Here is a 19,341-nt window from a genome sequence, read left to right on the forward strand (position 1 = left end):
TCGAACGATCAAATTCAATGGCGCTCATGAGTGCGACGGCAGCCCGGACGCGGCGTCCACCGCCAGCGCCAGCTCCAGCACCGCCAGCGCCTCTTCGCCGGTCACCACCGGCCGCGGCGCGACGCCCAGCACCGCGTCCACGAACGCGGCGACATTGGCGCCGAGCGGATCGGCGCCAATCCGCGTCTCCGCGAACGCGGCGTTGAGCGGAAACGACGTCGTGTTCTCGAACGTGCGCGCCAGAAAATCGATCTTCACTTCGCCCGAGGGATAAACCGCGCGCATGGTCCGGCGGCGATCATCAGCGATACGGCTCGACCTGAACACTGCCTGCGTCGCGCCAAAGCCGATCCGCGCCTCGATCTCGTCCGCCGCCTTGCCGTGCTCGGCGCGCGCGGTCGCTTCGACGCGATCCGCCCTCGCACCCATCAGCTTCAGCGCCAGATCGAGATCGTGCACCATGAGATCGAGCGTCACCGAAACGTCGGCGCTGCGGCCCGTCCACGGCCCTTCGCGCACGCTTTCGATCAGCACCGGCTTCTCCGGCGTCTCGAACAGGCCCATCGCCTCGAACACCAAGCGCTCCTGGTGCCCGCACGCTAGCACCCGCTGTTTCTCCGCCGCGACCCGCACCAGTTCGGCGCCCGCCGCCAAATCCGTAGCTAGCGGCTTCTCGATCAGCACGTGCTTTCCGGCTTGCAGCGCCGGCAGCGCATTGCCGGCATGGAAGGAGGGCGGCGAAGCGATGGTGATCACATCGGTCTGCGCCAGCATCGCGTCCAAACTCGCAAACGCTTCGGCGCCGTGCGTGTCGGCCAGCATCTGCGCCCGTTCGAGATCGGGATCCCACACGCCCATGAAGATGACGCGCGCGTCCTCGGCGTATTTGCGCGCATGATGGCGGCCGAAGGCGCCCGCGCCGATGACGCCCGCGCGCGGACGGCGTTCTTGCTTCGTCATTCCACCGTCACCGATTTGGCCAGATTGCGCGGCTGATCGACGTCGGTGCCTTTGTGCACGGCGGTGAAGTACGCCAGCAGCTGGATCGGCACGGAATACACCAGAGGCGCCACGAACGGATCGCACGCCGGCGCGAGGATAATGTGCGAAGCGATGTCGCCCACCTCCGCCGCGCCCTTCGCATCGGTGATCACGATCAGCTTGCCGCCGCGCGCCCGCACTTCCTGCATGTTCGACAGCGTCTTCTCGAACAGCGCATCGTGCGGCGCCACTACCACCACCGGCGTCGCCTCGTCGATCAAAGCGATCGGCCCGTGCTTCAGCTCGCCCGCAGCGTAGCCTTCGGCGTGAATGTAGGAGATTTCCTTCAGCTTCAGCGCGCCTTCGAGCGCAATCGGATAATGCACGCCGCGCCCCAGATAGAGCACGTCGCGCGCATGGGCGAGCTCCAGCGCGATCTTCTCGATCTCCGGCTCGGCGTTCTGCGCATCGGCGATGAGGCGCGGCGTCTCCATCAGAGCGCGCACCAGCCGGCGCTCTTCCGCCGCATCGATCGCGCCGCGCGCCCGCCCGACCGCGATCGCGAACGCCGCCAGCGCCGAAAGCTGCGCCGTGAACGCCTTGGTCGACGCGACGCCGATCTCCGGCCCCGCCAAGGTCGGCAGCCGCGCATCGGCTTCGCGCCAGATCGTCGATTCCGGCACGTTGACGACGGCGAGCGTCTTCATGCCGTTGTCTTTGCAATAGCGCAGCGCCGCCAACGTGTCGGCGGTCTCGCCCGATTGCGACACGAACACGCCGAAGCTCGTCTTGCCGAACGCCGGTTTGCGATAGCGGAATTCCGAAGCGATGTCGGTCTCGACCGCCAGCCCCGCGATCTGCTCCAGCCAATACTCGGCGACGCGCCCGGCATAATGCGCCGTGCCGCAGCCGATCAGCACCGCGCTGTCGGCCGAAAGATCGAGCCCATCGAGATCGGGCATTTCCACGCGCTCTTCGTACGCATTGACGTAGCGCGTGATGGTGCGGCCGGTGGTTTCCGGCTGCTCGTAGATTTCCTTCTGCATGAAGTGGCGGTGATTGCCTTTCTCCACCGCCGCCGCGCCGCCGGCGAAGATGTGCACGCGCCGCTCCGTCTCCGCGCCGTTCGCATCGAGCACCTTCACGTGTCTGCGCGAAAGCACGGCGATGTCGCCTTCGTCCAGAAACATCACCCGCGTCGTGAACGGCGACACCGCGATCGCGTCCGAGCCCAGATACATCTCGCCGTCGCCGACCCCGACCGCGAGCGGGCTGCCCTTGCGTGCGCCGATCAGCACGTCCTCTTCGCCCGCGAACAGCACCGCGATGCCGAACGCGCCTTCGAGCCGCCGCACCGCCGCGATCGCGGCCTCTTCGGGCGATTTCCCCTTGTCGAGATAATCGGTGATCAGGTGCGCGATCACCTCGCTGTCCGTTTCGGAGGCGAACTTGTGGCCCGCCTTGATCAGCTCTTCGCGCAGCGGCCGGAAGTTCTCGATGATGCCGTTATGGACAATCGCCACTTTGTCTGTCGCGTGCGGGTGGGCGTTGTCGGTGGTCGGCGCGCCGTGCGTGGCCCAGCGCGTGTGACCGATCCCGGTGACCCCCGCCAGCGGCTGCTCGGCCAGTTCGCGCTCCAGATTGCCGAGCTTGCCGGCCGCACGCCGGCGCTTGATCCGGCCGTCTTCCAAAGTGGCGACGCCGGCCGAGTCATAGCCCCGGTATTCGAGCCGCTTCAGCGCCTCCACCAGCCGCGGCGCGGCCGGCGCATTGCCGAGAATGCCGATAATTCCACACATGCAGTCGTACGCTCCGTCCGTCATCCCGGGGCTCGCGAAGCGAGAACCCGGGACCCAGGGGCAAACGCACAGCCCTTTGACCCCTGGGTCCCGGATCGCGCTGCGCGTCCGGGATGACGGTGAAAGAGGTTGAGCGGTTGATTGAATGTCCCGGCGCCCTCATGCACGCCAGGCCATTGATTTGCACCTCAATTAGTCTTTCAACATGCGACGGAACAGGAGCTTCCGCGAGAGGAACGCGCGGAAGCGCCCACCATTGATTTGTCCGCCTCCTGAAGGGGCGGCTGGGAGCGAGCATGACGCGAGCCTATTTCGGCACGGACGGCATTCGGGGCACAGCCAACCGCCATCCGATGACGCCCGAAGTCGCCCTGCGCGTCGGCCTCGCCGCCGGCAAGCGCTTCATGAGCGCCGACGACCGCCGCCACCTTGTCGTCATCGGCAAGGACACGCGCCTCTCGGGCTATATGCTTGAACCGGCGCTCACCGCCGGCTTCACCGCCGCCGGCATGGACGTCGTTCTGTTCGGCCCGCTGCCGACGCCCGCGGTCGCCATGCTGACGCGCTCCCTGCGCGCCGATCTCGGCGTCATGCTCTCGGCCTCGCACAACAAGTTCGCCGACAACGGCATCAAGCTGTTCGGCCCGGACGGCTACAAACTCTCCGATGAAGCCGAGATCGAGATCGAGCAGCTGATGGACTCAAAGCTCGACGAGCACTTGGCCGCGCCCGACCAGCTCGGCCGCGCCCGCCGCATCGACGATGCGCAAGCGCGTTATGTCGAGATCGTCAAGGCGACGTTCCCGAAAGGCCTCACGCTCAAGGGCCTTCGCATCGTCATCGACGCCGCCAACGGCGCCGCCTACAAGGTCGCGCCGGTGGCGCTCTACGAACTCGGCGCCGAGATCATCAAGATCGGCGTCGATCCGGACGGATTCAACATCAACGAGGAAGTCGGCTCCACCGATACGCGCGCGCTGAAGGAAGCGGTGCTGAAATATCGCGCCGATCTCGGCATCGCCCTCGATGGCGACGCCGACCGCGTCGCCATCGTCGACGAGAAGGGCCACCTGATCGACGGCGACCAGCTGATGGCCTTGATCGCCAAGAATTGGAAAGAGCAGGGGATTCTCAAAAAGCCCGGCATCGTCGCCACGGTGATGAGCAATCTGGGGCTCGAGCGTTTCCTCGAAGGCATGAAGCTGAAGCTCGAGCGCACCAATGTGGGCGACCGCTACGTGGTCGAGTCGATGCGCGCCAAGGGCTACAATGTCGGCGGCGAACAATCCGGCCACATCATCTTGAGCGATTTCTCCACCACCGGCGACGGCCTCCTCGCCGCGCTGCAGGTGCTCGCCGTCATCGTGCAGAGCGGCAAGCCTGCCAGCGAAGTGCTGCAGCTGTTCGAACCGGCGCCGCAAATTCTCGAAAACGTGCGCTACGAAAAAGGCAAGCCCGATCCGATGCAGGCCGCCGCCGTCAAAGATGCGATCAAAGCCGCAGAAGCCGCGCTCGTCGGCAAGGGCCGACTGCTCGTCCGCAAAAGCGGCACCGAGCCTCTGGTCCGCATCATGGCCGAAGGCGACGACGAAGCCCTCGTGCGCAAGACCGTGACCGAAGTGAAAAACGCCGTCGTCGCAGCGGCGCGGGCGGCTTAGCGCTCTGGTGGGGCAGCATGAGTAAGCTGGGCGTTCTTCTGGCATTTGTCGTGGGGCTTTGCCCAATCAGCGCGCAGGCGCAGGATGTCTACCGCACGCTGGAGCAGGTGGCGGATACGTTCGCGCGCCTGGAAAACGAGTGCCCCGCAAACATCCGGAGCGCAATGCTTGGCGCCACGAACCGTGTGAACGAAATGCAGAGCCGCACGAGTTCGACGCTCATGAGCGGGCGAGAGCATGCGGATGCGTACGCATTTCTCGAAGCCTACGCGGATGTCGCGGCGACCGTGGACAGCCGGCGCTTGAATTCGCTCTCGTTGGCCGCAATGGACGGCATGCTAAGGAACTGGATTCCGCGATCATATTTTGTAGGTCCGCACCCCTCGCGGGTGGAGCACGTGCCGATCACGTTGCGGGCAGACGGCGAGCGAGTGTTGGTCGATACTGTCCTCTCGGATATTGCATTGTCGTCGGGCGACGTCATCCTTTCGATAGATACGCAATCGGTCGCCGGCCGGTCATTGCACGATGCGACTGCGATGCTGCTCGGCGCGCCCGATACCTCCGTCGTCATCGTCTACTCACGCGGAGATGACGAGCCAAGAACAGTGCTGATTGAGCGAGAATCGCGTCAGAGGGCGCAAGATTTCGAAGGCTTCGAAGCGACCAGAGACGGAAACGTCGCAATACTAACATTGCGCGAATTCAGCGAACGAACACCGGCCGAAATTCGCCGCGCCGTGCGCGAACTTCGGCGTAACGCCGCCCCAGCTGGCTACGTGATCGATCTGCGGGAGAACGGCGGCGGTCGGATTGATGACGTCGTTCGAACGGCTGACCTGTTTCTCGATGGCGGCGTCATAGGCGGCGTCAAGGCGGCGTGCGATGACGAGACGCAGCTGTATAGAGCGACCGAGGGCGATGTTGCCGACGGTCTTCCGATCGTTTTGGTGATTGATGAAGGCACGTCTTCAGGCGCTGAATGGTTCGCTGCGGCGCTGATAGAAAACCGGCGGGCTCGGGCCGTCGGCGAACGGACGTTCGGCAGGGGCGACGTGCAGACGCTCATGCCGATGCGGCGGTACAATGTCTGGATATCGATGGCGCTTGGGCGCTTGGTTACGCCGTCAGGGCTGGAGATTGACGGGGCGGGCGTAACGCCAAGCGACGTCATGCCTGACGCGCACGCCGAAGGACACGAGCCCTTGGAGCGCGCCCTGCTAATGATCGGGCAGACCGCGGAATAGGGGATAGACGCCCGATCTATCCAACACTTTTTCGCGCCAAGCCGCTGAAAACTAAGCAGATCGCAGAAATCAATCCGACTGGGCCAGAACTGGGTGATAATGCTGCTTATGAACGCAGCAACAACAGCCCTGACACTCACCGCCGAACCGCTCTGGCGCCGCGCCCGCGACGCTTTCGCCCGCGCCGTCGACTCGTTCGGCGCGCCGGTGGTGATCGCCGTTCTCCGCCGGCTGACGCGTCCGTTGCGGCGCGCCATCGTCGCGCGGCTCTGTCTGCTCGAACACGTCGGTCGCAAATTGCTGCTTGCCGAAGCCGCCGCGATCCGCAGCGCCGAACTCGCCGCCGCCGCGTGCGGCGCACAGGCGATCGCCGCGCCGCCCGCAGCGTCGCCGAGGCTGCCAGCGCAGCCGTTCGCCGCGCGCCGCGAACGCGCGGTCATGAAGCCCGATCTCTACCATCCGCAAAGCTGGCGCGCGCCCTTCGCCTGCGGCGTGCCGGCCGATCCGCCGCCGCAGCCGCTGGAGCGCAAGCCGCGCGTCCTTCGCAACGAAGACGAAACCGCCTTCCGTCTCGCCCGCCGCCTCGAAGCTTTGCGCCGCGTGCTGAAGGACCCGCTGCCGCACGCCGCGCGTCTCGCCAACAGGCTCGCGCGCGAAGCCCAGCGCGTCCCCGAGCTGGCGTGGCGCTTCGTGCTGGCGAGCGCGCGCGGCAACGGCTGCGACCACCAGGATCCGCTGCTCGGCTTGCACGCCACCAACGCCGCCTTCACCGGCTGCGTCGCCACCCCTGCGCCATTTCCGGATTCAAGTTGAGCTCAAGCCCAGCCTCGGACGGCCCAAGCCCCGCTTGCAGCAGGCAACGCGGGAACGCCCACGCGCGCCGATCAGGCGGCGATCTCGCCGCGCCGGCCGACCAGCGCGCGCAAATGCGCAAGCGCTTCCGCTTGCGAGGCAAACCACCGGTTCACGGCCGCCGGCGCGCGCAGCTGCATATGCACGCGGTCGCCGAAAATGCGGATCACGCCAAAACCGGGGAAGCGCCCATTGCCGGCTGCGCGGTTGTTCCAGCGCGTGCGGCGGCGGAACGGAAACGGGCGGTAATCGTGTTCGGCGCCGAGCAGCTCGGCGCAAGCTTGGTAGAACCCCTGTTCCACCACCAATTTTTCGTCGTTCATGTCGAGGATGCATATAGGCGTTCGCCGCCGCCGCCGCGAGAGCCTCCTTTAGAGCCCGAACGGATAGGTCTCATCCGCGCCGGCTTTGCGCTGCGTCGGCAGCGGCGTCACCGCACGGGTTTCGTCGAACCAGACGTAAGCGTCGAACTGTTCCGACAGCGCGCAGCTCGAATAATGGCTCCAGCGCTCCGTTTCGGGACGGTAGATCACGCCGATGAAGCGCTCCAGCATCGGTTCGGCCAGTTCCTCGCGCAGCCGATCGTTCTTGCCGCGGCGCAGATCGAGCAGGAAGCGCCTCTTGCCGCTGTCGTGCGCCACCTTCTCGTAGCTGTCGGCCAGCGCCGGACGCACCTGTTTCACCTGCATCGGCTCGTCCCAATCGTCGGCGCAGGCGACCGTGCCGCTATGGGTGCCGAAGCCGATCAAAGCCGCCTTCTCGCCGAAGCGCTCGCGGCAGAGCTGGCCAAGATTGAGTTCGTCCCGCACTTGGCCCATGTCCGTCTTCGAGGCGTCGCCGATGTGCGAATTGTGCGCCCAGACCACGGCTTTCGCGCCCGCGCCCCTGGCGTCGAGCAGCGCCTGCAGCGTCTCGAACATGTGCGTGTCGCGCAAATTCCAGCTCTCCGCCGCGCCGTAATACATCGCCCGGTAATACGCCTCGGCGTTCTTCACCAGCCGCGCATTGGCCGCCGCATCGAGGAAGCTCTCGCCGTCCTGCGCCTCGTACTGGAGCCGCTTCTCCATCAACTCGCGCAGCATCTTCACCACGCCCGCCTCGCACTGCGAGTAGCCGCGCGAAAGCGCCATGCGGCCGTAGGTCTGCGGCTCGTTGGCGTAGGGCGTGAGGCAGCCGTAACGTTTGCGCGCGACGGCGGCCGCTTCCGGATCGACTTTGTCGAGATAATCGAGCACGGCCCGGATCGAGGACGAGAGCGAATAGAGATCGAGGCCGTAAAGGCCCGCCCGCTGTTCGGCCGGGCGGTTGGCGTTGAGTTCGCGCAAGCCTTCGGTGAACGCCTCGAAATCGGTGTTGCGCCACATCCAGGTCGGGAAGCGGCGGAACGGCGGCTCGGCGTGCGCCGGGGCAGGGCGCTGGCGCACATAGCGGTCGATGCTGGCCGCATCCGGCCAATCCGCTTCGAGCGCCACGATCGAGAAGCCGTGCCGCTCGATCAAACGCCGCGTGATCGCCGCCCGCGCGCGATAGAATTCGGACGTGCCGTGCGTTGCTTCGCCCAGCAGCACGACGCGCGCCGAGGCGAAGCGGTCGAACGCCTCCGCGAAGGCGGGATCGTTCAGGTCGGCCAGGTCTTCCGCCGCTTCCGCCATCCGACTCGCCAGCGTCGATGGCGGTCCGGGCTGTCGCGTCGGCAATTCCTCAGTCTCGGTCCAGCCATGCGCGCCGATCAGCGGCACGAACATCACCGCGCCAAGGTCCTCCTCTTCGAAGTGCCGCGCATCCTGCCGCGTCACCTTGATCAGGCGCTGGCTGCGCGGGCTGTCGCCTACCGGCATCACCAGGCGCCCGCCGAGATCGAGCTGTTCTTTCAGAACCTGCGGAACCGCCGGCCCGCCCGCGGAGGCGATGATCGCGTCGAACGGCGCCCGGTCCGGGCAGCCTTTGGTGCCGTCGCCGTGCAGGATTTCGGCATTGTCGTAGCCGGCTTGCTTCAGCCGCCGCCGCGCCAAGTCCGCAAGTTCGCCGTGCCGCTCGATCGCGATCACTTCGCCAGCGATGCGGCTCATCACCGCCGCCGCATAGCCGGAGCCCGCGCCGATCTCGAGCACGCGGTCGCCGCTCTCGACTTCGGCGGCCTCGATCATCATGGCGACGATGAACGGCTGCGAGATCGTCTGCGCCGCCTCGATCGGCAGCGGCGTGTCCTCGTAGGCGAATTCGCGCATGGCTTCGGGCACGAACAGCTCGCGCGGCACCTCGCGCATCGCGGCCAGCACGGCGTCGTCGCTGATTCCGCGATGCGCAATTTGGCGTTCCACCATGCGCTCGCGCGCATAAGCGTAGTCGAGCATCACATGTACCGGTTCAGGTTTCCCGCAGCGCTGAGCATGTTCGGCGGCGGCACGACGGATTCCTCCACCGACATCCACAGGTCGCGCAGATCCCTCGGCAACGCGTCCTGCACGTTCTCGATCTCGCCGACCGGAATGTGCCGCGACAGCGTCTGGAGCACCGCGATCACCGCTTCGCGCGGATCGGTCGGACGCGCATCGGCCAGCCATTCGTCGACTTCGGCGATGAATTCCTCGCGGTCGCAATCGGTGGGCTGCCGCGCCGGGGTGAACTGGTCGTAGAACACGCCGCGGACCAGCAGCGGCAATTGCGCGCCGAGATGGGCGGCGACATCCACCGGCAGGCGGTCGCGCAATTTGTGCAGCACCACCGACAGCACTTTCCAGGCGTGCTGACGGTCAGGCCCCAACGCGTCCATGATCTCGTTCAGCCAGATGTGCGTGGTCTGCAGTGTCTTGTCGAACACCGGCAAGCCCGAACGCGAGGCGCGGCGGTTGTTGCGGTTCGGCCCGCGCTGCTGGTCGCGAGAACCGCGCCCGCGCCGCTCCTCGTCGAAGCGCCGCTCGCCGAAACGCTGGCGATATTCGCCGCGTCCGCCGAAGCGTTCCGCGTCGAAGTCGCGCTCGGCACCGCCGCGACCCCGGCGCGGCTGATCCGGGTAGGGTTCGCCATAGCCGCCGAAATCGGCCCCGCCGCCGCGGCCCCACTCACGGAAATTCGCTGCGCGCTGATCCTCGTAGGAGCCGCCGCGCCGCTCGTTGTCGTCGCGCCAGTACCGCCCGCCGCCCTGCGGGCCGCCCGGGCCGCCGCGGAACGCGCGGTCGTCGCCGCGTCCATAGCGGTCGGCGTCGTAGTATCGAGCCATGAAGGGACCTCCATCCAGATCCCCCGCCGCAGACTTCATCTAGCGCCGCCGGGCGCGCGGTCCAGCGTGCGAACGCCTCGAGCCCACCATTCTGAGGCCGTCATTCAAGTACCGCTCAGGATCGCGGCGCTAGCGTCTTGCTCATCGGGGCGTCGAGGGCCGCACCCGCAGAGTTAACGGAGCACACCACCATGAAACGCATTCTTATGGCTGTCAGCGCGGTCGCCCTCATGACCTCGATGAGCGTCACCAGCGCGGCCGCCCAGAACCGCACCGTCATCAGCCAGTTCGGCCGCGACAACGGCGTCGCCGCGGCGCAGCAAGGTTCGCGCAACGAGGGCCGCATCGAACAACGGGGCCGCTCGCACTATTCGCGCGCCGTCCAGAATGGCCGCGACAATTTCCTGCGCATGAATCAGGGCGGCACCCGCAACGAAGCGGTCACCGAGCAGAACGGCAATAACAATCTCGCCGTCACCGGCCAGGAAGGCCGCCGTCTCGACGCCGCCATCTATCAACGCGGCAACGGCAACATTTCCGGCATCGCCCAGATCGGCAACGGCTCCATCGCCACCACCGATCAGGCCGGCCGCAACAACACCACCGGCGTGATCCAGGTCGGCGACAATCAGGATGCGAGCGTGGTCCAGCGCGGCAGCAACAACATCACGGTCGTGATCCAAGGCGGCCCGTAAGCCGCGATGGATCGGTCGAAGGGCGGAAGGGCGTCAACGCGTCCTTCCGCATCGTCCGGAGGAGCAACAATGTCACGTCATGCGATGCTTGCGGCGCTCTTGCTGAGCGTAGCGGCGTGCGCGGCGGCGAGCGAGCCGCCTGAGACAGCCGCCGAACTCGATGCGCCAGCCATTGCGTACGAACCGGCCGAGTCGGGTGGTGCGGCGCCAGCCTATCGCACAATGCCGGCCGAGCTCGGCTGCGAGATCGACGTCACGCGCATCAGCGGCGGCGTCCGGCTCGAAGCCCGGGCGATCAACTATTCGATCGCCTCGGATTCGCTCGAATACGATTTCGTCGTCACCAAGAGCGGCGCGGCCGGTTCGTCCGACATCGTCCAGGGCGGCGAAGTCACGGAAGAAGCCGTCGGCGAAGTCGAACTCAGCCTCGAACGCGGCGCGCGCTATCGCGCCCGGCTGACGCTTAGCGATACCGAAGGCGAAGTTTGCACAACACGGGTGCGGTCATGAACAAGAAATCCATCCTCATCGCCGCGTCGGCGCTGATGCTCAGCGTCAGCGCATTCGCGGAACCAGCCTCCGCGCGCGGCTTCGGCTGGCGCGCGAACCAAGTCACGGTCGAGCAGAACGGCGCCAACAACGGCGCTGCGGTCGCCCAGAACGGCCGCGCCAACAACGCCTCCGTCCTTCAGAACGGCGACGGCCACACCGGCATCGTCCGTCAGGGCGGCGACTTCAATGGCGGCCACGTCGCCCAGCGCGGCGCCGGCAACACCGCCAATGTGACGCAGACCGGCGGCGACAACGCGCTCTGCATGCTGCAGCGCGGCAACAATCTCTCCGCCAACATCACCCAGTCCGGCGGCGAGAGCGCGGTCTACATCCAGACCAATCGCGGCGAGATTTATGCGCCGTCGCGCAGCATCCTGGTCCGCAACTGCGCCCGAGGCGGCGGCTAGGCCGGCTGGAACGTTTCCGGAGCTGGGTCCGTTTCTGAGCACGCCAAGCTCGAACCGATCCAGCTCCAAGGAAACGCCATGCCCGACACTCTCACCGCCGCTCGAGGCCCGTCCAGCGACGCGTTCGCCATGGCGCTCGCGCGCGGTCTCGGCGCCTTTTCGATCGCGCTCGGCCTCGCCGAGCTGCTCGCGCCGCGCCGGCTGAACGATGCGATCGGCGCCGATGCGCCCAACCTCACCCGCGCCTACGGCGCGCGCGAGATCATCACCGGCGCCGGCCTGCTGGCGGCAAAGGATCCGACGCCCTGGATCTGGGCCCGCCTCGCCGGCGATGTGCTGGACCTCGCGACGCTTGCCGCCGCCGGTCGCGGCGCGAACAGCAAGGGGGCGAGCATCGGAACCGCCATTGCCCTCGTCGCCGGCGTCACCGCGCTCGACCTTCTCTCGGCGCAAAGACTGCACAACCGCACCGGCACCAAGTCCTGGTTCGCGCATCAGCGCGATGAAAGCCTAATCGGCGCCCTGGAGGAAACCGATCCGTACGATCCGAACGGCATGCTGCATCGTCCGCCCGAGGAGGGCCTGCGCGTGCAGTGATCACTTTAGGCGGTCCAGCCAGAACGCGGTGCTGGCGTCCACGTCCGCCGGCGCCGTCCCGCCTTCGAGCGCGGGCAGGAGCGCGTTCGCCATCTCCTTGCCGAGCTCGACGCCCCACTGATCGAACGGATTGACGCAGGCCAGCACGGCTTGGGTGAAGGTCCGATGCTCGTAGAACGCCAGCAATGCGCCGACGGCTTCCGGGCTCAGCGCGTCGATCGCCATCATTGTTGAAGCCCGGTTGCCCGGAAAAGTCCGATGCGGCGCGAGCGCTTCGGCGTTCGCCACGCCTTTGGCTTTCATTTCGCTCAGCACTTGCTGTTGCGATTTGCCGACCATCAGCGCGCGCGCTTGCGCCAGCGCATTGGCGTAAACCTTGGCGCGATGCGCCGGCGGTCCTTCCTGCGGCCCCGCATTGACGATGAACTCGACCGGAATTTCCTCGACGCCCTGGTGCAAGAGCTGGAAGAACGAATGCTGCGCATTGGTGCCGGCCGCGCCCCACGTGACGGCGCAGGCTGAGCGCGTCAGCGGCTCGCCGTCGCGCGTCACCCGCTTGCCGTTCGACTCCATCTCCAGCTGCTGCAGCCACGCCGGCAACAGCCGCAGCCGCTCCGCATAGGGGATCACCGCGTAGGAGCCATGTCCCAACGCCTCGCGATTCCACATCTGCACCGCGGCCGAGATCGCCGGCAGATTTTGCGCGAACGGCGCATCGCGGAAGTGCGCATCCATCTCCTCCGCGCCTTCGAGCATGCGGAAGAAGACGCCGTGTTTCAGCGCGATCTCGCAGACGAGCGAAACCGACGACCACAACGAATAGCGCCCGCCGACCCAGTCCCAGAACGGAAACACATCCGACTCGGCCACGCCCCAGGCCACTGCTTTCTCCGGCGCAGCGGTCGCAGCCGCGATCCGCGCCGGCCCCCAGGCGCGCACGAATTCGGCGTTGGCGAGCGTCTCCTGCGTCGTGAACGTCTTCGAGACGACGATCAGCAGCGTGCGTTTGGGATCCAGCCCTTCGATCGCGTCGGCGACGTCGGCGCCGTCCACATTGGCGGCAAAGCGCACTTCGATGTTTGACCGCCGCTCCGCTTTGACCGCATCGAGCACCAGTCGCGGCCCCAAGTCCGAGCCGCCGATGCCGAGATGGACGACGGCGTCGAATTTTCCGCCTTCGGCGATCTCGTGTGCAAAATCGTGCATGCGGTCGAGCACGGCCGTCACTTCATTGTCGCCGCCCGGGGGATCGGTGATGCGCAGCTTCCAATGCATGGCCGCGCGTCCCTCGGTGTTGTTCACCACTTCGCCGGCGAACAGCTTCCCGCGCCAGGCGTCGAACTCTGCCGCCGCCGCAAACTTATCCAACAGCGCCAGAGCCGTGGTATCTATGCGTTGTTTCGAGAAGTCGGCGGTGAGGTGAGGGGCGGCATAGGTTAGTGACGCGACGCGGTCAGGGTCGGAGAGGAGGTCCGTCAGCGTCGCGTTCGCCAATTGCGCGGCGTGCGCTGCGATGTCGGCCCAGGCTTGCTTCGGTGCGGCGAAAACATTGGCGCTCATGGGGGCAAGCCTCTAACAGGACGAGGGCATGGCGACAATTCTGATCACGGGCGGCGCGGGCTATGTCGGCGCACATTGCTGCTTGGCGCTGAAACGAGCCGGGCACGATGTCGTCGTTTACGACAATCTGTTCAACGGCCACGAACAATTCGTGAAATGGGGTCCGTTCGAACGCGGCGACATCCGCGACAAGGCGCGGTTAGTCGACGTCTTCGCACGCCACAAGCCCGCCGCCGTCGTCCATTGCGCGGCTTTGATCGAGGTCGGCGAGTCGGTGAAAGCCCCCGACCGCTTTTACGACAACAACGTCACCGGCGCGCTCGTGCTGCTCGATGTCATGCGCGAAGCCGGCGTGAAGCCGTTCGTGTTCTCCTCCACCTGCGCCACCTACGGCGCGCCGCAGCGCCTGCCGATGGACGAGACCCACCCGCAGAACCCGGTCAGCCCCTATGGCTGGACCAAGCTGATGATCGAGCGCGCGAGCGCCGACATCGCCGCCGCTTACGGTCTCAAGTTCGCGCACCTGCGTTATTTCAACGCCGCCGGCGCTGCGCCGGAAGAGGGCATTGGCGAACGTCACGAGCCGGAAACGCACGCGATCCCGCTTGCGCTGATGACACTGCTCGGCCGGCGCGAAAGTTTCAAGATTTTCGGCACGGATTGGGAGACGCGCGATGGCTCGTGCCTCCGCGATTACGTCCACGTGCTCGATCTCGCCGACGCGCACGTGCGCGCCGTGGAGCGCTTGCTCGCCGGCGGCGAAAGCCTCGCTGCCAATCTCGGCACGGGCGATGGCGTCACCGTGCTGGAATTGCTGGCTGCTATCGAACGCGTCGCCGGCAAACGCGTGCCCGCCTCGCCAGCGCCGCGCCGCGAAGGCGATGCGCCGGCGTTGGTGGCGGACATCACTCTTGCGCGCAGAGACCTAGGTTGGACGGCCATGCGCAACATCGACGTCGTCATCGCGGACGCATGGCGCTGGCATTTCGAAATCGAGCCGAAGCTGTTCGGCCCGTGACCGCCGGCGCATGACGCCGGCGGTCCGCGTTGTGTTTTGGAGATTGTATTTTTAGGAGCTCGTGCCTTCCGCCGGCTGGTGCGTCGAGGCGATCGCATCCTTGAGGCCTTCCGACATGCTCACTTTAGTGGCGAAGTCGGTCAGCGCCCCATTCATGATCCGGGTCCAGGTTTGGCTGAGGCCGCCGCCGGTGCGCTCGGAGTAATAGCCTTCGAACGCCTCGGTGTAGATCGTCTGACCCGTCGTGCGGTCCACCAGCGCCACATCGCCTTGAACGCTGCCGAAGAATTCGACCGTCACCAGGCCGGTGCGATAATCGAACCAGAAATTGCGCAGCGTCGTGTCAAGCACATAGCGATCCTCCTGGCCGCCGAGGATGTGGCTGTTGGCGGTGAGCACTTGTTCGAGCGCATGCTCGATCGTCTCCGCCGGCGGCTCAGTCGTGCCGACCGCACCCATGACCATGCCGTAGCCGTTGCGCTTGTCGCCGATGCGGTCTTGCCGCTGACGCTGGTCGGCGACCGGGCCGACATCGATCCGGGTCGGCGGCGCTTCGGAAAGCACGCCGGGCCGCGCTGCGGCCGGCGCCAGCGTCAAATTGGTGGTGCCGGTCGCGCAGGCCGAAGCCGTGAACGCGAGCGCCAAGGCTGCGAGCAGTCGTTTCATTGGATTCCCCCCGTTCAAAAACAGATCAACGATAGATGACGGTGTTGGCCACTTGCTGCCCGGCGCGGACCGCAAGCGCCTCCATCTCGGCGCGGAAGGCTTCGGGCGTGAAGTCGGACAATTCGGCCGTCATCTGGCCGATGGAGTGCTGCCGCTCTGGTCCGAACACGCGCCGGCCTCGGGCGTCGAGCACGCTGACGTTGAGTTTCAAAAAGGCGCGCATGGTCGTGTCCGGCCGCTGCGAGCGGCGGATCAAGCCCCATTCGCCGATCTCGACCAGCAGTGTGTTCGAAGCGCCGTCCGCACTCTCGGCCAGCGGCACTGCGTTGCGCGAGGCCAAGCGTTCCGTCAGCGCCTGCGTGATCAGCGTGTCGAGATCGATCGACTCTGCGGTCGGGACCAGCGGCTCGGCCTTTTGCTGATCCTCGATGTTGTTGTCGGCCGAGTTCACGACCGCGCCAATCATGCCGAAGAACACGGCCGCGGTCGCGGTCTCGTCCATCCGGGCGTCGATCACCTCGAATTCGCTGTGTTCGGGGCTGACGTCGATCGCCAGAGACGTAATCTGGATATCGCCGAGTCTGGCCGCGTTGCGCTGGGCGTTGGCTTCGCCCACGCCAATGAGCGCAGCGCAGGCCATCGCCGCGGCAAGTGTCAGAAGTCGCATTCTTGTCCCCCCACGGCCTCGAAGGCTATGCGGGAACAATCGCAGACACAAGACCGCTCGCAATCAATCCTTCTCGGCCCGGCCGACGCTCACGTACTTGAAGCCCTTGGCCCGCATTTCTTCCGGCCGATAGATGTTGCGGAGGTCGACGACGACCGGCGTCTTCAGGGCGTCCTTGATCCGGTCGAGATCGAGCGCGCGGAATTGGTCCCACTCGGTGATGAACACCACCGCGTCGGCGTTCTGCAGGCAATCGTAAGGCCCGGTGGCGAACTGCACGTCCTTCAGCATGTGCTTGGCTTCGTGCATGCCTTCGGGATCGAAGGCGCGGATCTTGGCGCCCTCGGCCTGCAGTGTCGGCACGATGTCGAGCGCCGGCGCATCGCGCATGTCGTCCGTGTTCGGCTTGAAGGTGAGGCCCAAGACGGCGATGGTCTTGCCGGCGACGTTGCCGTCGAGCGCCGCGATGATCTTCTGCGCCATCTTCTGCTTGCGCGCCGTGTTCACGCGGACGGTCGTTTCGATCAGCTCGATCGGCGCCCGATAGTCGCGCGCCGTCTTCATCAGCGCCAGCGTGTCCTTCGGGAAGCACGAGCCGCCATAGCCGGGGCCGGCGTTCAGGAATTTGCGGCCGATGCGATTGTCGAGGCCGATGCCCTTGGCGACTTCCTGCACGTTGGCGCCGACTTCTTCGCAGAGGTCGGCAATCTCGTTGATGAAGGTGATCTTCATCGCCAGGAACGCGTTGGCTGCGTACTTGATCAGTTCAGAGGTGCGCCGCGCAGTGAAGATCATCGGCGTTTCATTGAGGAAGAGCGGGCGATAAAGTTCGCGCATCACCTCGCGAGCACGCTCGTCGTCGGTGCCGACGACGACGCGATCCGGCCGCTTGAAGTCGTTGATCGCCGCGCCTTCGCGCAGGAATTCCGGGTTGGAGACGACCGCGAAATCGGCGCTAGGGTTGGCTTTTTTGATGATCGCTTCGACCTCGTCGCCGGTGCCGACCGGCACGGTCGATTTGGTGACGACGACGGTGTAGCCGTCCATCAGGCCCGCGATTTCTTCGGCGGCCGCGTAGACATAGGAAAGGTCAGCATGGCCGTCGCCGCGGCGTGACGGCGTGCCGACGGCGATGAACACCGCGTCCGCATCGCGGATCGCCGCGCTCGGGTCGGTGGTGAAGAAGAGCCGCCCTTGCTCGACATTGTCCTTCACCAGCTCGTCGAGTCCCGGCTCGAAGATCGGGATCTCGCCCTTTTGCAGGCGCTGGATCTTGCCGGCGTCCTTGTCGACGCAAGTGACGGTGTGGCCGAAATCCGCAAAGCATGCGCCGGACACAAGGCCCACATAGCCAGTGCCGATCATGGTTACGCGCATTGGTGTCTTCCCTCAGAATTTCCCGGCAGCCATCGGCTGCCTGGAATAAAATATCAAGCGGCGGAGCGGCGCATAGCTTCCTCAATGGCAGCGTACGCGAGCTTAGCATCGTTCAGATTGGGCGCGGTGTAGATCGCTCGACGCGCGCCCTCCACCTCCACGGTCAGGACAATCGCGCGGCGTTTGACATTGGCCAACGGCGCGAATGCGCACACCAGACCGCCGATGATCCAGAGCAGCGGAAACTGCACCAACAGGCCTCCGAGCAGCAAAATCGCGCCGATGCTTATAACTGTCACCCGCGCTGATCCCTGCACAACGCTCTCTTGAATCTGCGGCGCGCTCACCGCGCCGACGGCAATTTCGTCGTCGCCGCAGATGATGCGCTTGTCGGTGACCGTGAAGTCGTGCCCTTTGACGATCTGGACCTCGCCGGGGTCCACTTGCATGCGGATCAAATCTCCTGATTGTACGCGCCCACTTCAGCGAAGCGGGCGAGGCGCGGCTTCACTTCTTGGCGGAAGAGCGCCTTCATGTCGTCGTCGCTGGTCATGCTTTCAACCACGACCACCAGTTCGGGCTTATTGGAGGAGGCGCGCACCAGCACCCAGGCGCCGTCCTCGAGCGTGACACGCACGCCGTTCACCGTGTTCACGTCGCGGATGGCGCGGCCAAGGATTTTGCCGCCTTCGGCCGCGAACTTCCGATAATCCGCCACGACCTGTTCGACGACGCCATACTTCTTTTCGTCGTCGCAATGCGGGCTCATGGTCAGCGAGGTGTAGCTCTTGGGCAGCGCCTTCTTCAGCTCCGAAAGCTTCTTGCCCGGATTGCGCTCCAGCATCGCCAGCACGGCCGCGGCGGCGACGATGCCATCGTCGTAGCCGAGCCCAAGCGGTTCGCGGAAGAAGAAGTGTCCGCTCTTTTCGAAGCCGGCGAGGGCGCCGAGTTCGGTGGTGCGGCGCTTGATGTAAGAGTGGCCGGTTTTCCAATAATCCACCTTGGCGCCGTTCGCCTTCAACACCGGATCGACGGCGTAGAGCCCGGTCGATTTCACGTCGGCGATGAACGTCGCGTTCTTGAACTCGGCGCTCAAATCGCGCGCGAGCATCAACCCGACCTTGTCGGCGAAAATCTCTTCGCCTTCGTCATCGACCACCCCGCAGCGGTCGCCGTCGCCATCGAAACCGAGCGCGACATCGGCGCCGTGCTTCTTCACCGCCGCCGCCATGTCGTGCAGCATTTCGCTGTCTTCGGGATTGGCGTTGTAGTGCGGGAAGGTCCAGTCGAGCGCGGTGTGGAGGTCGATCACCTCAGCCCCCATGCGCCGCAGCGCTTCCGGCGCGAACGCGCCCGCCGTGCCGTTGCCGCACGCCGCGATCACCTTCAGCGGCCGCTTAAGCTTCACCCGCGAAGCCACGTCGGCGATGTAGCGCTCACGCACGCCCTCGATACGATTGTAACCGCCGCCGGCGCGCTCCTTGAACTTGCCGCCGAGCACAATTTCCTTCAGCGCGCCCATCTCTTCCGGACCGAACGTGAGCGGCTTGTTCGCGCCCATCTTCACCCCGGTCCAGCCGTTCTCGTTGTGCGAGGCCGTCACCATGGCGACGCACGGAATGTCGAGCGCGAATTGAGCGAAGTAAGCGGTCGGCGAGAGCGCGAGGCCGATGTCGTTCACTTCCATCCCGGCCTGCATCAAGCCCAGAGTCAGCGCCTGCTTGATCGATTGCGAATAGAAGCGGAAGTCATGCCCGACGACGATCCGCGGCGCGACGCCGAACTCATGCACCAGCGTGCCGAGGCCCAGCCCCAGCGCCTGCACGCCCAAGAGGTTCAGCTCCGGCGGCTTCTCCGCGCCCGGAATGCCGAACCACCAGCGCGCGTCGTATTCGCGAAAGCCGGTCGGCTTCACCAGCGGGAAGCTCTCGAACTCGGCGGTATTGGGCGCGAGGCTTGCGCGGGGCGCAGGCAGCATGGTGTTCAAATCCGTGGGCGGCCGGGGGGAGGGAGCCGGCGTGATGGGCGAAAAGCCCGAAAATGGC

19 protein-coding genes are annotated in these 19,341 nt (G+C 65.8%); 8 read left to right on the top strand and 11 right to left on the bottom strand.

What is annotated here, in order from left to right:
* Positions 1-24 precede the first annotated feature (24 nt).
* Positions 25-960: a Gfo/Idh/MocA family oxidoreductase gene (locus VEA80_RS08765; RefSeq protein WP_325060344.1), complete on the bottom strand. Its 936-nt coding sequence runs from the start codon at positions 958-960 to the stop codon at positions 25-27.
* Positions 957-2,780 carry a glutamine--fructose-6-phosphate transaminase (isomerizing) gene (gene glmS, locus VEA80_RS08770; RefSeq protein ID WP_349257239.1) on the bottom strand — a complete coding sequence of 608 codons (1,824 nt, stop codon included), beginning with the start codon at positions 2,778-2,780 and terminating at the stop codon, positions 957-959. Before glmS ends, VEA80_RS08765 begins: the two co-directional genes overlap by 4 nt.
* 296 nt (positions 2,781-3,076) lie before the next feature.
* Between glmS and glmM the strand changes: the two genes are divergently transcribed.
* From glmM to VEA80_RS08785, 3 genes are all read left to right on the top strand, one after another.
* Entirely contained in the window at positions 3,077-4,438 is a 1,362-nt protein-coding gene (glmM, locus tag VEA80_RS08775) for a phosphoglucosamine mutase (protein WP_325060346.1), read from the top strand.
* A 17-nt stretch (positions 4,439-4,455) separates the two neighbouring features.
* On the top strand, positions 4,456-5,685 hold the full coding sequence (locus tag VEA80_RS08780) for a S41 family peptidase (RefSeq protein ID WP_325060347.1): 1,230 nt from the start codon (positions 4,456-4,458) through the stop codon (positions 5,683-5,685).
* 108 nt (positions 5,686-5,793) lie between these two features.
* Positions 5,794-6,498: a hypothetical protein gene (locus VEA80_RS08785; protein ID WP_325060348.1), complete on the top strand. Its 705-nt coding sequence runs from the start codon at positions 5,794-5,796 to the stop codon at positions 6,496-6,498.
* A 71-nt stretch (positions 6,499-6,569) separates the two neighbouring features.
* Here VEA80_RS08785 and VEA80_RS08790 read toward each other — a convergent pair whose 3' ends face one another.
* From VEA80_RS08790 to VEA80_RS20420, 3 genes are read right to left on the bottom strand one after another with little or no spacing between them, the layout of a single operon-like run.
* Positions 6,570-6,860 (bottom strand): hypothetical protein, encoded by a 291-nt coding sequence (locus VEA80_RS08790; RefSeq protein WP_325060349.1) that lies wholly within the window; start codon positions 6,858-6,860, stop codon positions 6,570-6,572.
* Positions 6,861-6,908: 48 nt separating this feature from the next.
* Positions 6,909-8,891 (bottom strand): protein-L-isoaspartate(D-aspartate) O-methyltransferase, encoded by a 1,983-nt coding sequence (locus VEA80_RS08795; protein WP_325060350.1) that lies wholly within the window; start codon positions 8,889-8,891, stop codon positions 6,909-6,911.
* A complete protein-coding gene (locus VEA80_RS20420; RefSeq protein WP_349257240.1) occupies positions 8,891-9,364 on the bottom strand; it encodes a DUF2267 domain-containing protein in 474 nt (157 codons plus the stop codon). Before VEA80_RS20420 ends, VEA80_RS08795 begins: the two co-directional genes overlap by 1 nt.
* A 584-nt stretch (positions 9,365-9,948) precedes the next feature.
* Between VEA80_RS20420 and VEA80_RS08805 the strand changes: the two genes are divergently transcribed.
* The 4 genes from VEA80_RS08805 (at position 9,949) to VEA80_RS08820 (ending at position 12,008) form a co-directional block, all read left to right on the top strand.
* Positions 9,949-10,452 (top strand): curlin-associated protein, encoded by a 504-nt coding sequence (locus VEA80_RS08805; RefSeq protein ID WP_325060352.1) that lies wholly within the window; start codon positions 9,949-9,951, stop codon positions 10,450-10,452.
* Between the two features lie 69 nt (positions 10,453-10,521).
* Complete coding sequence (csgH, locus tag VEA80_RS08810; RefSeq protein ID WP_325060353.1) at positions 10,522-10,962, top strand: curli-like amyloid fiber formation chaperone CsgH; 441 nt, start codon at positions 10,522-10,524, stop codon at positions 10,960-10,962.
* Positions 10,959-11,411 (top strand): hypothetical protein, encoded by a 453-nt coding sequence (locus VEA80_RS08815; protein WP_325060354.1) that lies wholly within the window; start codon positions 10,959-10,961, stop codon positions 11,409-11,411. Before csgH ends, VEA80_RS08815 begins: the two co-directional genes overlap by 4 nt.
* Positions 11,412-11,489: 78 nt before the next feature.
* A complete protein-coding gene (locus VEA80_RS08820) occupies positions 11,490-12,008 on the top strand; it encodes a hypothetical protein (RefSeq protein WP_325060355.1) in 519 nt (172 codons plus the stop codon).
* Here VEA80_RS08820 and pgi read toward each other — a convergent pair whose 3' ends face one another.
* Positions 12,009-13,568 carry a glucose-6-phosphate isomerase gene (gene pgi, locus VEA80_RS08825; RefSeq protein ID WP_325060356.1) on the bottom strand — a complete coding sequence of 520 codons (1,560 nt, stop codon included), beginning with the start codon at positions 13,566-13,568 and terminating at the stop codon, positions 12,009-12,011.
* Between the two features lie 28 nt (positions 13,569-13,596).
* Between pgi and galE the strand changes: the two genes are divergently transcribed.
* Positions 13,597-14,586, top strand: coding sequence for a UDP-glucose 4-epimerase GalE (gene galE, locus VEA80_RS08830; RefSeq protein WP_325060357.1), 990 nt, complete (start codon positions 13,597-13,599; stop codon positions 14,584-14,586).
* A gap of 51 nt (positions 14,587-14,637) precedes the next feature.
* Here the strand turns inward: galE and VEA80_RS08835 are convergent, their stop codons facing one another.
* The 5 genes from VEA80_RS08835 to VEA80_RS08855 all read right to left on the bottom strand — a co-directional run bounded on the left by VEA80_RS08835 (position 14,638) and on the right by VEA80_RS08855 (position 19,274).
* Entirely contained in the window at positions 14,638-15,252 is a 615-nt protein-coding gene (locus VEA80_RS08835; protein WP_325060358.1) for a hypothetical protein, read from the bottom strand.
* Between the two features lie 25 nt (positions 15,253-15,277).
* On the bottom strand, positions 15,278-15,919 hold the full coding sequence (locus VEA80_RS08840) for a hypothetical protein (RefSeq protein WP_325060359.1): 642 nt from the start codon (positions 15,917-15,919) through the stop codon (positions 15,278-15,280).
* Between the two features lie 63 nt (positions 15,920-15,982).
* A complete protein-coding gene (locus tag VEA80_RS08845) occupies positions 15,983-17,296 on the bottom strand; it encodes a UDP-glucose/GDP-mannose dehydrogenase family protein (RefSeq protein ID WP_325060360.1) in 1,314 nt (437 codons plus the stop codon).
* A 53-nt stretch (positions 17,297-17,349) separates the two neighbouring features.
* Positions 17,350-17,745 carry a hypothetical protein gene (locus VEA80_RS08850; RefSeq protein ID WP_325060361.1) on the bottom strand — a complete coding sequence of 132 codons (396 nt, stop codon included), beginning with the start codon at positions 17,743-17,745 and terminating at the stop codon, positions 17,350-17,352.
* 5 nt (positions 17,746-17,750) lie between these two features.
* The gene (locus VEA80_RS08855; RefSeq protein ID WP_325060362.1) at positions 17,751-19,274 is read right to left on the bottom strand and encodes a phosphomannomutase/phosphoglucomutase; all 1,524 of its coding nucleotides are present in this window, start codon (positions 19,272-19,274) and stop codon (positions 17,751-17,753) included.
* Positions 19,275-19,341: the final 67 nt, after the last annotated feature.

This window comes from Vitreimonas sp., from assembly GCF_035627415.1.
Classification (GTDB): domain Bacteria; phylum Pseudomonadota; class Alphaproteobacteria; order Caulobacterales; family Aquidulcibacteraceae; genus Vitreimonas.

Bases quoted from the DNA above. Each gene is read 5' to 3' on its own strand.
- VEA80_RS08765 (WP_325060344.1), bottom strand. From the start codon at position 960: ATGACGAAGCAAGAACGCCGTCCGCGCGCGGGCGTCATCGGCGCGGGC.
- glmS (WP_349257239.1), bottom strand. From the start codon at position 2,780: ATGTGTGGAATTATCGGCATTCTCGGCAATGCGCCGGCCGCGCCGCGG.
- glmM (WP_325060346.1), top strand. From the start codon at position 3,077: ATGACGCGAGCCTATTTCGGCACGGACGGCATTCGGGGCACAGCCAAC.
- VEA80_RS08780 (WP_325060347.1), top strand. From the start codon at position 4,456: ATGAGTAAGCTGGGCGTTCTTCTGGCATTTGTCGTGGGGCTTTGCCCA.
- VEA80_RS08785 (WP_325060348.1), top strand. From the start codon at position 5,794: ATGAACGCAGCAACAACAGCCCTGACACTCACCGCCGAACCGCTCTGG.
- VEA80_RS08790 (WP_325060349.1), bottom strand. From the start codon at position 6,860: ATGAACGACGAAAAATTGGTGGTGGAACAGGGGTTCTACCAAGCTTGC.
- VEA80_RS08795 (WP_325060350.1), bottom strand. From the start codon at position 8,891: ATGCTCGACTACGCTTATGCGCGCGAGCGCATGGTGGAACGCCAAATT.
- VEA80_RS08805 (WP_325060352.1), top strand. From the start codon at position 9,949: ATGAAACGCATTCTTATGGCTGTCAGCGCGGTCGCCCTCATGACCTCG.
- csgH (WP_325060353.1), top strand. From the start codon at position 10,522: ATGTCACGTCATGCGATGCTTGCGGCGCTCTTGCTGAGCGTAGCGGCG.
- VEA80_RS08815 (WP_325060354.1), top strand. From the start codon at position 10,959: ATGAACAAGAAATCCATCCTCATCGCCGCGTCGGCGCTGATGCTCAGC.
- VEA80_RS08820 (WP_325060355.1), top strand. From the start codon at position 11,490: ATGCCCGACACTCTCACCGCCGCTCGAGGCCCGTCCAGCGACGCGTTC.
- pgi (WP_325060356.1), bottom strand. From the start codon at position 13,568: ATGAGCGCCAATGTTTTCGCCGCACCGAAGCAAGCCTGGGCCGACATC.
- galE (WP_325060357.1), top strand. From the start codon at position 13,597: ATGGCGACAATTCTGATCACGGGCGGCGCGGGCTATGTCGGCGCACAT.
- VEA80_RS08835 (WP_325060358.1), bottom strand. From the start codon at position 15,252: ATGAAACGACTGCTCGCAGCCTTGGCGCTCGCGTTCACGGCTTCGGCC.
- VEA80_RS08840 (WP_325060359.1), bottom strand. From the start codon at position 15,919: ATGCGACTTCTGACACTTGCCGCGGCGATGGCCTGCGCTGCGCTCATT.
- VEA80_RS08845 (WP_325060360.1), bottom strand. From the start codon at position 17,296: ATGCGCGTAACCATGATCGGCACTGGCTATGTGGGCCTTGTGTCCGGC.
- VEA80_RS08850 (WP_325060361.1), bottom strand. From the start codon at position 17,745: ATGCAAGTGGACCCCGGCGAGGTCCAGATCGTCAAAGGGCACGACTTC.
- VEA80_RS08855 (WP_325060362.1), bottom strand. From the start codon at position 19,274: ATGCTGCCTGCGCCCCGCGCAAGCCTCGCGCCCAATACCGCCGAGTTC.